The 13571-nt window shown below is 40.5% G+C and carries 13 protein-coding genes; all 13 read left to right on the forward strand.

Going from position 1 to position 13571, the window contains the following annotated elements; translation table 11 throughout:
* Positions 1–86 precede the first annotated feature (86 nt).
* The 13 genes from K7399_RS00085 (at position 87) to K7399_RS00145 (ending at position 13557) form a co-directional block, all read left to right on the forward strand.
* Positions 87–1529: a reverse transcriptase domain-containing protein gene (locus K7399_RS00085; protein ID WP_206612220.1), complete on the forward strand. Its 1443-nt coding sequence runs from the start codon at positions 87–89 to the stop codon at positions 1527–1529.
* Positions 1530–1906: 377 nt separating this feature from the next.
* Positions 1907–2656, forward strand: coding sequence for a GntR family transcriptional regulator (locus K7399_RS00090; protein ID WP_223362437.1), 750 nt, complete (start codon positions 1907–1909; stop codon positions 2654–2656).
* Between the two features lie 65 nt (positions 2657–2721).
* Positions 2722–3897 carry an SIS domain-containing protein gene (locus K7399_RS00095; RefSeq protein WP_128166108.1) on the forward strand — a complete coding sequence of 392 codons (1176 nt, stop codon included), beginning with the start codon at positions 2722–2724 and terminating at the stop codon, positions 3895–3897.
* A gap of 18 nt (positions 3898–3915) precedes the next feature.
* On the forward strand, positions 3916–4395 hold the full coding sequence (gene agaV / locus K7399_RS00100; RefSeq protein ID WP_128166110.1) for a PTS N-acetylgalactosamine transporter subunit IIB: 480 nt from the start codon (positions 3916–3918) through the stop codon (positions 4393–4395).
* A 19-nt stretch (positions 4396–4414) separates the two neighbouring features.
* On the forward strand, positions 4415–5194 hold the full coding sequence (gene agaW, locus K7399_RS00105; protein WP_128166112.1) for a PTS N-acetylgalactosamine transporter subunit IIC: 780 nt from the start codon (positions 4415–4417) through the stop codon (positions 5192–5194).
* A complete protein-coding gene (locus K7399_RS00110) occupies positions 5184–6008 on the forward strand; it encodes a PTS system mannose/fructose/sorbose family transporter subunit IID (protein ID WP_128166114.1) in 825 nt (274 codons plus the stop codon). The genes agaW and K7399_RS00110 overlap by 11 nt, the downstream gene beginning before the upstream one ends.
* A 24-nt stretch (positions 6009–6032) precedes the next feature.
* Positions 6033–6464 (forward strand): PTS sugar transporter subunit IIA, encoded by a 432-nt coding sequence (locus K7399_RS00115; protein ID WP_128166116.1) that lies wholly within the window; start codon positions 6033–6035, stop codon positions 6462–6464.
* Positions 6465–6466: 2 nt separating this feature from the next.
* Positions 6467–7624, forward strand: a complete 1158-nt coding sequence (gene nagA, locus K7399_RS00120) for an N-acetylglucosamine-6-phosphate deacetylase (RefSeq protein WP_128166118.1) — start codon at positions 6467–6469, stop codon at positions 7622–7624.
* Between the two features lie 540 nt (positions 7625–8164).
* On the forward strand, positions 8165–9733 hold the full coding sequence (locus K7399_RS00125) for an ABC transporter substrate-binding protein (protein ID WP_128166120.1): 1569 nt from the start codon (positions 8165–8167) through the stop codon (positions 9731–9733).
* A 119-nt stretch (positions 9734–9852) separates the two neighbouring features.
* Positions 9853–10812 (forward strand): ABC transporter permease, encoded by a 960-nt coding sequence (locus K7399_RS00130; RefSeq protein ID WP_128166122.1) that lies wholly within the window; start codon positions 9853–9855, stop codon positions 10810–10812.
* A 1-nt stretch (position 10813) separates the two neighbouring features.
* Positions 10814–11701, forward strand: a complete 888-nt coding sequence (locus K7399_RS00135) for an ABC transporter permease (protein ID WP_128166124.1) — start codon at positions 10814–10816, stop codon at positions 11699–11701.
* Positions 11702–11721: 20 nt separating this feature from the next.
* Positions 11722–12726: an ABC transporter ATP-binding protein gene (locus K7399_RS00140; protein ID WP_223362438.1), complete on the forward strand. Its 1005-nt coding sequence runs from the start codon at positions 11722–11724 to the stop codon at positions 12724–12726.
* Positions 12727–12732: 6 nt separating this feature from the next.
* Entirely contained in the window at positions 12733–13557 is an 825-nt protein-coding gene (locus K7399_RS00145; protein ID WP_128166126.1) for an ABC transporter ATP-binding protein, read from the forward strand.
* The last annotated feature ends 14 nt before the right edge of the window (positions 13558–13571 follow it).

Genomic DNA, 13571 nt, shown 5'->3' on the forward strand with positions numbered 1-13571 from the left:
GGGTAGTTTAATATAGGCATCCCGAATTACAGGCCGCGTGGCGTCTGGGGATGCCTATTTTAGTACAATGAAAGGTGGTGGTAGTCATGGAAAAGAACCTGCATCTTTCAAAAAAAAGACGGTTCACACTTCAGATTAGTGGACTTGGGGTGACTTATGTAGACAGAGATCGGCCATATACACAGTTCGATAGTGCCTACCCTTCAGTGGGGAAAGCTCTCGCTGCATTGGAACTGTTTAATGCAGACCCTCAACTAGTAGGTTCGCATCAATTTTTGCCTGTTGTGCTTCGTGAACAAAAGTTCTTGAAAATGTACTACGATAAGGATGCAAAGCAACTGAAGTTTCGGACGAAGGTAAGACCTATAGTAGAAGTGGGACACACAGACTCACTGATCTATTCTTTATATGCTGCTAAGTTAAGTCAAGCGTATGAAGATGGGGTCAATCAGTTAGGCATTGAGCTTGTCGCCACGGCATATCGTCGCGGCATAGGGTCTAATATCGAGGCCAGTAAGGCCGTAATTGATAGCGTCGTTGAAATGAATGACTGCTGGATCATAAAGAGCGACTTTGTGGGGTTCTTCGATCATCTTAACCATCAAGTGTTGAAGCAGGCAGTATCTGATCTTGTTGGAGAAAAGGATGAGACAGGTACTGGGTCAAAATATCAGTTAAAACAGGACTGGTATGCGGTTATTAGGTCATTGACGAAGTATCGTCATATTGCTGCAAGCAACATACCGGATCGAATGTTGGCCTTCGCCAAGGTTCATAAGCGATACGTGTTGCGAGTACGCGAGATCGATAATCAAATCAGAACTGGGGAATTGGTAGTTTCTGCTCAGCATCAGGTTGGAATTCCGCAAGGAACATCGATGAGTGCCGTACTCGCCAATGTCTATATGATTGCATTTGACAAGCAATTGCATAAGCTGACTACTTCTCTAGGAGGTCTGTACCGTCGCTATTCGGACGACTTTGTATTGGTTCTGCCAGGTACTTTATCCACTGAGAAGGTCAAGATGGTTGAACAACAAGTTGCCAATCTGGCACAAATGCATGCACGTTTGGAATTGGAGACAAAAAAGACTAAGATACTGCGATATCAGTCTGCTACCAAGAAGATTGAAAAACTGAGAGAGGACGGTAGCTTATCTGAATCGGTATTTGATTACCTCGGTTTTATCTTCGATGGTCGACATGTATCATTGCGAAGTAGAGGCCTCTTCAAGTTTACATACAAAGCGAGAAGTTCAATTCGAGAGACTGCATATGAGCAAGCCGAAGTAAGAAGAGGAAAAACGAAACTATTCTTACCATATCTTGAGGCGTATTCTCGGACGTTAGGTACGTACTTAGATATGAGAGAGGAAGCTGTATCTTTTCGCGGTTATGCGGCCCGTTCTCAACAGATCTTCGCTGATAACAATGGGGCATATGGAGTTGTGATCGATCGACAGGCACGTAAAGTGGTTGAAAAATTTCAAAAATATTTGCACGATCAGCGCAAATTATACAAACGCTAGCAAAAAAGTGTGGTGTAGTAATCACCGACTCGCGAAAATTCGCATAAAGAAGCCAGTGATCTTAAGACAGTGTATTTATTCAGCATGTGAGCTAATGAAGAATCGATTAGAAATTTAATATCTATAACTACTGACTCACGAGTGAAAGAAAACTCGTGAGTTTTATTTAATACAAATCTCATTGGGAAAAAAATGATAAGTTTTCTTGTCAATTTATCCAAGTTAATCACCGGTTCTAACCGAGATGAATTTACACACAAAAGAGGATTTGACCCAAAAGAAAATAAATTTAGATAATTTTTTATATTGCTATTTACAAGATAATGATCGTTATATATACTATTTATAGTGGTAATGACCAGATGGTGGTGGTTAATTTGCAACAGAGGACAGATTTAAAAGAAACAATCAGCAGATCAAGCGGTGTTCCGCTTTACTTACAACTGATCGATGTCCTTACTCATGATATTGAAAATCATGTATACAAGGCTGGCGATCAACTCCCTTCGGAGAGAGAACTTTGTGATTTATATCAATTAAGCAGAATTACGGTGAGACAGGCTTTGCAAGAGCTGGAAAGGGAGGGAACGATTACAAAAAAGCACGGTAAAGGAACCTTTGTTGCAGAGAAGCCTATTCAGCAAAACTTGGTGAATCTTTACAGTTTCACTGATGAAATGAAGCGGTTAGGGAAGATTCCAAAGACGAAGGTTTTAGATTTTGAAGTTATTCGCTTGAACAGCAGACTTGCTAAAAAGCTAAAGATGGATGCTGGTATTGAAGTTGTTCGTGTTACGCGTCTTAGACTTGCTGATGATCGGCCGCTTATGTATGAAACCACATACTTGCCAAGAACGATCTTTCCGTATCTAACTCGAGAGCAGTTTGAACAAAGATCAATGTATACGATTTTTAGGCAAGATTATGATGTTTATGTTACGAAAGTCGTCGAAAAGTTCACAGCGACTAAAATGCAGAAAAATGAGGCGGCACAATTAACGGAGGCTACTGGGACACCGGCAATTTTGATCAAACGTTATGGTTATGATCATGAACGATTGGTCGAATATACTTCGAGTATTGTGTCGAGTGGGAAATTCTATTATCGAGTTGAAATAACAAATTAATTAAAATTTTTTTGATTTTTAACTGGTTATGACGACATTACCACTTATTTGAAAAGGAGAGTCTTATGTTTAATTACACAGAAGAGAATCTTAGAGAAAAAAAAGCAACATGTACTGTACATGAAATTCTGCAGCAACCAAAGGTTTGGAACAAAATATTCGATTACCTGAAACAAAAAAATCAGAAAATACAAGATTTTCTTGATGCGGTTAAGCAAAAACATGGATCGGCTCGTGTACTCTTCGTTGGCGCAGGCACCTCGGCTTATGTTGGTGATACACTGACTCCGATTGTCAGAAAATATTCATCAAGATATGAACTCAACTTTGAATCGATTGCAACAACGGATATTGTTTGTGATCCTCTAGCCTATCTTAATAAAGAAGAGCCAACGATTATCGTGTCTTTTGCAAGATCCGGAAACAGTCCGGAAAGTGTAGCAGCTGTTGAACTTGCAGAAAAGATCATTGATCATTGCTACTTAATCACAATTACCTGTAATGCTTCAGGAGCATTGGCGAAAAGAATGACAGATGATAAAACTCATTTGTTAATTACTTTGCCGGAAGAATCGAATGATCGTGGTTTTGCGATGACAAGCAGTTTTACCGGTATGCTCTATGCGGCCTATTTGCTTTTTGTGCCTGAGAGCCTTAAAAATGAAGCGGCACATCAAGCGTTAGTGGAAGTGGCCGAAGCCTTTATGAAACAAAGCGAAACAAAAATACCGGAAATTGGGAAATACCCGTTTGAACGTGTCATTTATTTAGGTTCGTCTGCATTGGGGAAATTGACACATGAGGCTGCTTTGAAATGTCTCGAATTAAATGCCGGTAAGCTTGATACGTACTTTGAGAGTTCAATGGGATTTCGCCATGGGCCCAAGTCACTTCAGACCGACCGCACACTGATTATTGTATTTGGTTCCTCCGAAGAATACACAAGAGCTTATGATATTGATATTGTTCAAGAAGTTGCTGCCGAACCGTTGGCAAGTCACCTAATTGTACTGTGTGCAGAAAAGGAATCAACACTCTATACTTCCGCTGATGTACAGATTAACTTTGATCCGAAATCCTATGACAGTGAACTCTTACGCAGCTTGATTTTTATACTCTTTGCGCAAATGTTTGCATTGCATCATTCGCTTGAGCTTGGTATTACACCGGATAACCCAAGTCCGGATGGCAAAGTGAATCGTGTTGTCAAAGGGGTTAAGATTCATACACGAAACAACTAAGCCTAGGGAGGAAAGAACATGGGTACGCCTAATATTTTACTAACACGTATTGATAACCGACTTGTTCATGGACAAGTTGGCGTGACATGGGTAAATTATCTTGGTGCAAATTTATTAATTGTTGCTAACGATGAAGTAGCTCATGATGAAGTCCGCCAAAGTTTAATGGATATGGTCGTCTCTGATACGGTTGGCATGAGATACTTTACATTGCAAAAGACCATTGATATTATCTCAAAAGCCTCACCGCGCCAGAAAATATTTCTCGTGCTGAAAACACCTGAGGATGTGCTTGTTTTAAAGCAGGGCGGTGTTCCCATTAGCTATGTTAATGTTGGCAACATGCATTTTGAAGAAGGTAAAAATCAAATCACGTCTACTGTTTCAGTAGATGATGAGGATATAGCAGCCTTCCATAAACTGAATGAATTAGGTGTGACCTGTGAAATTCAAGGTGTTCCTGGTGAACATGCCAAAAACATTATGGAACTGATTTAAAAAAAGAGGGGGGAACCATATGCTAGTGCAAGCATTATTAATTGCGTTACTTGCAGGATTAGCAGGAATTGATCTTTATGTTGGGCAACTTCATTTTCATCGTCCGATCGTACTCGGCGGCATTGTTGGACTAATTATGGGCGATTTTACAACCGGACTCATAACCGGAGGAACCCTAGAATTAATCTGGATGGGCATGGTTCCTCTGGCTGGCGCGCAACCGCCAAATGTCGTTATTGGCGGCATCATCGGTACTGCGTTTGCGATTCTTACGAAACAAGATCCAAAAACGGCTGTTGGGATTGCCATTCCGTTTGCTATCGCGGTTCAAGGCTTAGTAACACTTCTTTTTACCGTATTTTCTCCAATGATGCAAAAAGTAGATGCTTATGCAAGCAAGGGAGACTACAAGGGTATTGAAAGAATTAATTACCTTGGGGCTACAAATTATTTTCTCGTATCTGCAGTCGTTGCATTCCTGCCAATCTATTTTGGTGCAAACGCAGCAAGCCATATTATTTCAGCACTTCCGCAATGGATCCTTTCTGGACTTTCAGTTGCCGGAGGGATCATGCCGGCGATCGGGTTTGCCATTCTTCTAAAAATCATGTTGAAGAAAGAATATATCATGTTTTTTATCGTCGGTTTTGTCTTGGTTGCTTATTTAAATATGACTACTCTAGCAATTGCTTTAATTGGCTTAGCAATCGCTTTGTATGACTATAATATTCAAAAAAATAAGACAAGTGGATCAAGCAAAATGCAAACGAATGGAGATGAACTGTCTGATGGCATCTAATGAAGCCTTTACTTTTGAAGACCAGAAACCATCATCTTCACTGACCAAGAAGGAATTAAATAAATTGGCTGTTCGTTCGTTAATGATACAGGCATCCTTTAATTATGAGCGCATGCAGGGGGCAGGCTGGCTTTATTCTATTTTGCCTGGTTTACGGAAATTTCATAAAAATGAGCATGACTTTAAGCGTTCACTCCAGGACCACACGGAATTTTTCAATACTCATCCATTTCTTGTTACGTTTATTATGGGTGTGGTACTCGCAATGGAAGAGAAAAAGATGAACCGTGACGCTATTCGTGCAATCAAAATTGCACTCATGGGTCCGTTAGGTGGTATCGGCGATGCTCTATTTTTCCTGACCTTACTCCCAATAACAGCTGGAATTGGTGCATCATTGGCGGTACAAGGAAATATAGCCGGGCCAATTATCTTCCTCTTGACTTTCAACATTATTCATCTTGGCGTTGTATTTGGGTTGATTCATGTTGGCTATAACACTGGCGTAAAAGCTGTTACTAAGTTAAAAGCAGGAATGAAATATATCTCACGTGGCGCTTCCATCGTCGGATTGACAGTTGTAGGCGGTTTGATCGCAGCCTTCGTTAACTTTAAAATTGCGTATGTCTGGTCAATGGGTAAAGCGAGCATTAAGGTTCAGGAAGGTATCCTCGATAAGATTATGCCAGCTATGATTCCGCTCGCATACACACTATTGATGTACTGGCTTCTTAAGAAGGGCTGGTCGCCAATATGGCTGATTGTCATCACCGTGGCTGTTGGATTACTTGGCTCAGTAAGTGGGATTCTATAAGACATAAGATTGAAGGTTAGAAACATGGCTCAGATTTTGATAAGCGGACACGGTAATTTTGCTAGTGGCATGCTTTCCGCAGCTCAACTCATTATCGGAAGGTCCGCTAAGATTGAAGCGGTTGACTTTGTAAACGGTCCTGAGAAGTTAAAAAAGGATCTTGCTGAAACAATAGAACGCCTCAACGATGGATCAGGATTTATCATCTTTACTGATTTATTAGGCGCTACTCCTTTTCAGACCGCGGTTGTCGTTATAAAGGAAACAGGTGTAAAAGCAAGAGTTGTAGGTGGAACAAACCTTTCGATGATTCTAGCAGCAGCAATTAATACAGGGAAAGTGTTAGAAGAAACCTTATCTCTTTCCCTTCAAGAAGGTAAACAATTCATTGATTACTATCGTTATTCAGAGGAAAAAATTCAAAATCGATCTGAATCATCTGAAGAAGGTATTTAACCATGTATTATTTGATTAAGGCAAGGGCCTTTTTGTTGGAGAACCGACAAGAAGAAGAGAAAAACTATCTGGAGGTTATTGACGGAAGGTTTGGGCAGTTGATCGAGACTCCGCAACCAGAAGCTGAAGTAATTGATTTTGGTGATTCAATCATTGCTCCGGGACTTTTCGATACGCATATTCATGGCGTGAATGGTGCCGATGTCATGGATGGAACACAAACCAGCTTTCAGGTGATCTCCGAGGCACTGCTCGGCGTTGGGGTTACTCGCTTTCTACCAACAACGTTGACTTCTTCCGTTGAAGAACTGACACGTGTAGTGAAAAAATTGAGAGTTGCTATTGAGAGTGGCCTAAATGGTGCCAAACCAGAAGGAATTTATCTGGAGGGTCCTTATTTTACACCAGAGCATAAAGGCGCGCAGAATCCAAAATATTTCACAGATCCAAGTCTGGATGATTTTCATGCGTTGCAGCAAGCAAGTGGAAATCATGTGGTAAAAATTGCACTCGCATCTGAAAGAGCTCAGGCGATAAATTTTATTAAAGCGGTATCTAAAGAAAATGTGAAAGTGGCTCTTGGCCATACAAATGCGGACTTTGATACGGCGAACGAGGCCATTCACGCAGGTGCTACAATTTTCGTACATCTATTTAATGGAATGAAGGGGCTTCATCATCGCGACCCGGGTACGGCAGGTGCTTGCCTGCTCAATGAGCAAACCTTTGCGGAGTTAATTTGCGACGGCTATCATGTGTGTGCCGACATGGTGAATTTAACGCATAAGATTAAGAAGGACCACTTGGTGCTGATCACGGATTGCATGAAGGCCGGCCTATTACCTGAGGGCCACTACAACTTGGGTGAATTCCCAGTTATCGTCAAAGACGGCGTCGCACGTACGGAGCATAACGGATCACTTGCTGGAAGTGTACTGAAACTGATCGATGGTGTGAAAAATATTGCTCAATGGGCGAATATCGATTTATTCGAGGCTTGGAAACTAGGTTCAATGTCACCAGCGATCAGTATGGGCGTTCAAGACCGAATCGGCAGTATTGCAGAAGGAAAATGTGCGGATTTTGTCGTGCTTGATAACGAACTGAACGTCACACACGCTGCAGTTGACGGGAAATTGAAGGATCTTCATCATTTATGATTTATCTGTATTAAACGAGTACCTATGTCAAGGACACATTAAAAAAAGAGATTAAGCGACTAGAAGATGATTCCTATACTGAATGGGAGTCATCTTTTTTTAATTTTACTGATAGCGATAATTATTATAGTAAACCATATAGTGAATGGTTTTCGCTCTAGATTCCCCTAAAAAAGCGGTGTCTAAACCCACCGTCTTAAGCGCATTAGCCTTATCTTTTTAGTCTCAGTTTGAAAAAAACACTGAGATAGTCTTTTTTGCGTGATAAAATAATGATTCCTACGCGGGATTAAACTAGGAATCAAGAGAAAACTGATTCGTGAGATTACTAAATTGCTAAAGCATCTAAACTATTAGTTTAGGTGCTTTTTTCTATGTTTTAATGCGGTAGTATTGAGAAACAACATAAGTCAGAAAATTACTCCAATAGAGAATAAAATCATAAAAAAGAATTGATTAAATTTATTAACGGTAGTATATTATTCATTAAGATAATATATTGTGAAATAAAAATTCATATTATGAAATGGGGTAGAATTCATGAAGAAAGTTTTTGCACTATTGATTGTTACCTGCTTGCTGGTGCTCACAGCTTGTGGTGGTAAATCAACAACTTCTTCAGATACAGGTAAGGCTACTGATGGTGGGACGTTGAAAATTGGTTTGTCATCCAATATTGCTTCGCTTGACCCAATCGGTTATACGTCTACATATGAATCAAATGTAATGAGAAGTATTTTTGATACATTGGTGAAATATAACCAAGACAACTCGAAAATTATTCCTTCTCTAGCAAAAAGCTGGTCAGTCTCGAAGGATAATAAAACGTATACGTTTTATTTGCGGACTGATGTTCATTTTCAAAAAGGAAAATATCAAGATGGTAGAGCAATGACTGCTTCTGACGTGAAATATTCTCTTGAACGGTCATTAAATAAGTCAGCGATGAATCGTATTCGTGATATTAAGAAAATTAATGTGATTAACGATCATAAACTTGAAATTCAATTGGAAACCCCTTATGCAGCATTTCTTGCGATGTTGACGGATATGGGTAATGCCATTGTGCCGAAGGAAGAAGTTAAAGGCTGGGGAGATAAATTTGGCATGCACCCAGTTGGGACAGGCGCATTCACATTTGAAAAGTGGTCAGCTGATTCCTACGTTCTCGTAAAGCGTAATACAAATTATTGGGGACCGAAACCGCATTTGGATGCTGTAAAATTCTCGATTATCGGTGATCCAAATACGATGTCGAATTCTCTAGCATCCGGTGATATTGATGTAGCAACGAACTTACAAGGTGCAAGTATTTTGACAGTGAAGAAGAACAAGAATTTGAATTTTGTATCCAATCAAGGGCTGCAAGTTTCTTATCTCTCCTTTAATTTCAAGAGTGGTCCAACGAAAGATTTGAAAGTACGCCAGGCTATAAAGCTCGCGATGGATAAGGATGAATTATTGAAAGGTTCGTTTAAATACGGTGGCGCGAGTGTTGCGGATCTGCCACTTCCACGCGCTTCATGGGGATACGATCAGAAACTAGCTGATCAAAATAAGGAAAAGATGGATATAGCAAAAGCAAAAAGTTTGCTTAAAGAAGCTGGTTATCCAAATGGTTTCACTACTGACGTCTATGTTGTACCGGCTCGAGTTCCAATTGCGACAATTTTTCAATCACAAATGAAAAAGATCGGGGTTAAGGTCAATATCAAGTCTGTCGAATGGGGAACATTCAGCGATACGGCATCTAAAGCGAAAGCGCCAATGTACATCATGAGTTGGTCTTGGTACCCGGACCCAGACTTCTTCCTTTATCAGATGTTTCACTCCAAACAAATTGGTGCACTTGGCAACGGCGGTAGCTACTCAAATAAAAAACTTGATGCTCTGCTTACAAAGGCGACATCAGAAACAACTGATCAAACGAAACGAAAAGAAATCTACGGTCAAGCACTAGAAATCATTAACCATGATATTCCTCATGTGAATCTGTTTGATCAAAATGTTGTATATGGAACGAGCAAAAAAGTTCATGGATTCGAAATCAGTCCGGATGGCTCAATTTCTGTTGCCAACGATCAAGTCAATGCTTGGTTAAGCAAATAATTAACGATTCATCCTGTGCCGGTACGTGTATGTCTGTATCAGCACAAAAATTATATAAGTACTTGTTGGTTGTCGTTCAATAAACCCATGATCAGATGTCTGGGGAGGATTGCATTTCTATGCTTAAATTTATCATTAAGCGACTAATTAATTTAATTCCAACACTGTTAATCGTGGCAGTTATTGTGTTTGTCATTACCAGAATCATACCTGGCGATCCTGCCAGTGTCATGTTAGGGCCTCAGGCGAGTGCTTCAGATATCCATCGTTTAAAAGAGCAATTGGGTTTGAACGATTCTATGATTGTTCAATTTATCCACTACTTAAACGGTTTGATTCACCTTGATCTTGGTGAATCCTTTGCATACAAACAGTCTGTTTTAACGTTAATTATTGAACGTTTTCCCAACACCTTGATCCTGACAATCTGTGCCTTTGCTTTTGCACTCTTGATCAGTATTCCGGCAGGTGTCATTGCGGCGACGCGAAAAGGTTCTTTGCTGGACTATGCGTTCACCGTAACATCTTTATTTGGGATCTCTATTCCTGTTTTTTGGCTAGGATTAATGTTGGTTCTTTTGTTTAGTGTGACACTTGGCTGGCTACCTGCAACCGGAATGGGAGAGGCTGGAGAAAGCATGTGGTCGTTCATCGCTCACTTAATTTTGCCTAGTATCACACTCTCAACCATTCCAATGGCTAACTTCTCACGAATCACACGAGCAAGTATGTTGGAAGTAATGAATCAAGATTATATTACAGCCGCGAAGGCAAAAGGTGTTTCAAGATTTTTTGTCACTATGAAACATGGATTTAAAAATGCATTAACGCCAATTTTAACCGTTGCAGGCATGGAAATATCTTCACTGCTTGGCGGTGCAGTACTAACGGAAACGATTTTCAGTTGGCCGGGTATGGGGCAGCTTGTGGTCGAAGCCATTAATAAAAGAGATTACATTGTGGTTCAAGGAAGCGTCATTTTTTTAGCAGTACTTTATGTACTAATTAATTTAATCGTCGATGTTCTCTATAAAGTTGTTAACCCTAAGATCAGCTATGATCAAAAAGGAGGAGAATGAGATGATTTCTCCTAAAGAACGAGTTTTAACGAAGGGCCTGCGAAAAAAAAGACAGGAGAATCTCTTTTTGAAGCGACTCTTTAACAATAAGTTAGCTGTGGTTGGATTGATCATTGTGTTGTTGTTTTCACTGATTGCTCTCTTTGCACCGCTCATTGTCCATATTGATCCTACGAAAATGAATGTAAATGATGCGCTCCTAGGCCCAGGTGAGGGCGGACATTTATTGGGAACGGATAATTATGGGCGAGACCTATTCAGCAGAATTGTGTATGGTGCGCGTGTTTCATTATTTGTTGGTGTCGGTTCGGTTGTAGTGGGGGGTGCCATTGGCATTTTTTTGGGACTCATTTCCGGTTTCTATGGCGGGATTGTTGACTCTGTGATCATGAGAATTATGGATGGAATGTATGCATTTCCATTTATTTTACTAGCAATTGTGTTGATGACTGCATTAGGCACAGGTTTGGAAAATGTTATTTTGGCTATCGGACTTGCGAATGTGCCTACATTTTCTCGAATTGTTAGAGGACAGGTACTAGCAGTGAAGCAAGAAGAATTTATTGAAGTGACCTGCTCATTGGGGGCCAGGGACTTTAATCTTCTGTTTAAGCATATTTTACCTAATTGCTCTGGTCCAATCATTGTATACGGGACAATGGGTATTGCCGGAGCAATCATCTCAGAAGCAGCATTAAGCTTTCTGGGACTTGGTATTCAGCCTCCAGATCCTTCATGGGGAAACATTCTTCAGGAGGGGCGGGACTATCTCCAAGTATCCCCGCATATTTGTTTGTTTTCTGGATTGGCCATTTTCCTTTCCGTACTCGGTTTCAACGTATTTGGTGACGGTCTAAGGGATGCTCTTGATCCGAAAACAAGAATCTAGGCGGAGAGGAGTTGATTTTAGTGAGTCAATTAACATCACTATTAACGATTAAAGACCTAAAGGTTGAATTTCATACAAATAAGAAAACAATCCATGCAGTGAATGGGATCAGCTTCCATTTAAATAAAGGCGAGGTTATTGGCATTGTTGGAGAATCGGGTTCAGGGAAGAGTGTCACCGCTGCGTCGATCCTGAAACTAATTCCTTCTCCCCCAGGAGAGATCATGGGAGAAATTCTTTATAAAGGCCATGATCTCGTTAAGTACAAAGAAAAGGATATGCGAAAGATTCGGGGCAACGAAATCTCAATGATTTTTCAAGATCCAATGACAAGCTTGAATCCGGCTTACACCGTGGGTAATCAACTCGTTGAAGCCATTCGTCTGCATAAGAAGATCAGTAAAAAAGACGCAATTCGACAAGCTGTTGAACTGCTTCAAGTGGTCGGTATTCATGAGGCAGAAAAACGTCTGAACATGTATCCTCATCAATTCTCAGGGGGCATGAGACAACGAGTGATGATTGCCATTGCGCTTGCCGGGAACCCATCATTACTTATTGCTGATGAACCCACAACCGCATTGGATGTTACGGTCCAATCACAGATTATGAAGCTAATGAAGCAGCTGCAGCTGAAATTTAACGCATCGATTATCTTAATTACTCATGACCTTGGTGTTGTCTGGGAAATGTGCGATAAGGTCATCGTAATGTATGCAGGGCAAGCGCTGGAAGAAGCAAGTGTAAAAGAACTATATGATCATCCCTATCATCCGTATACTTGGGGATTGTTTGATTCCCAAATTATAAGAAAAACGAATACTAAGAAACCGTTACATGTGATTCCTGGAAATCCTCCTGATCTAAGCCAACCAATAAAAGGCTGTCCGTTTGCGGAGCGATGTCCGTATGCTCAAGACATCTGCTTCACGGAGAAGCCAGAGTTGGTTGAAAAAGTTGATGGACATAAAGTAGCTTGTCATTTTCAAACAAAGAGCGAAAGCTTATCCAGAAAAGAGGGATGATCAGAATTGGATGAGAAACTCTTGCAGATACATGATTTAACCAAAGCGTTTAAACTTCCATCTAATAATTTATTTTTCAAAAAAAATAGTTACAACAAAGCGGTCAATCATGTGAGTTTAGATGTATTCAAGGGGGAATCGCTGGGAATTGTCGGTGAATCCGGATGTGGAAAATCAACACTGGCGCGATTGATTACGCAACTCATTCGCCCGACATCCGGTGAGGTTATTTATTCAGGGCAGGATCTGGCTTCATTAAATAAAAAACAACTTCGAATGGCAAGAAAAGATATTCAAATGGTCTTTCAAAATCCGTATGCAACACTTGATCCTAAGAATCAGATTCTCAATTTATTGATGGAACCGCTCGATATTCACCATGTCGGAACAAGAAGAGAACGCGAGCAAAAAGCTTTAGAGATGCTGGTTCGAGTTGGCCTTAAGCCGGAGCATGCGGAGCGCTATCCTCATGAATTTTCTGGTGGGCAAAGACAGCGCATCAACATTGCTAGAGCTCTAATGCTAAAGCCAAAATTAATTATTTGTGATGAGGCTGTATCAGCACTGGATGTGTCGGTTCAAGCTCAAGTGCTCAATTTGCTAAATGAACTGCAAGAAGAATTTGATTTAACCTATATTTTCATTTCGCATGATTTGAATGTGGTGCGTTATTTTTGCGATCGTATTGCTGTGATGTACTTCGGCAACCTCATTGAACTGGCAAGTGCAAATGAAATCTATAATCATCCTAAAAAGGACTATACAAAGAAATTACTGAAGGCGATCCCAAGAGAGTCACCTTATGAAACAAAGACAGGTATTCTTGATTAACCAACAAGGACGGA

The sequence above is a fragment of the Sporolactobacillus terrae genome (genome assembly GCF_019930545.1).
GTDB lineage: Bacteria > Bacillota > Bacilli > Bacillales > Sporolactobacillaceae > Sporolactobacillus > Sporolactobacillus terrae.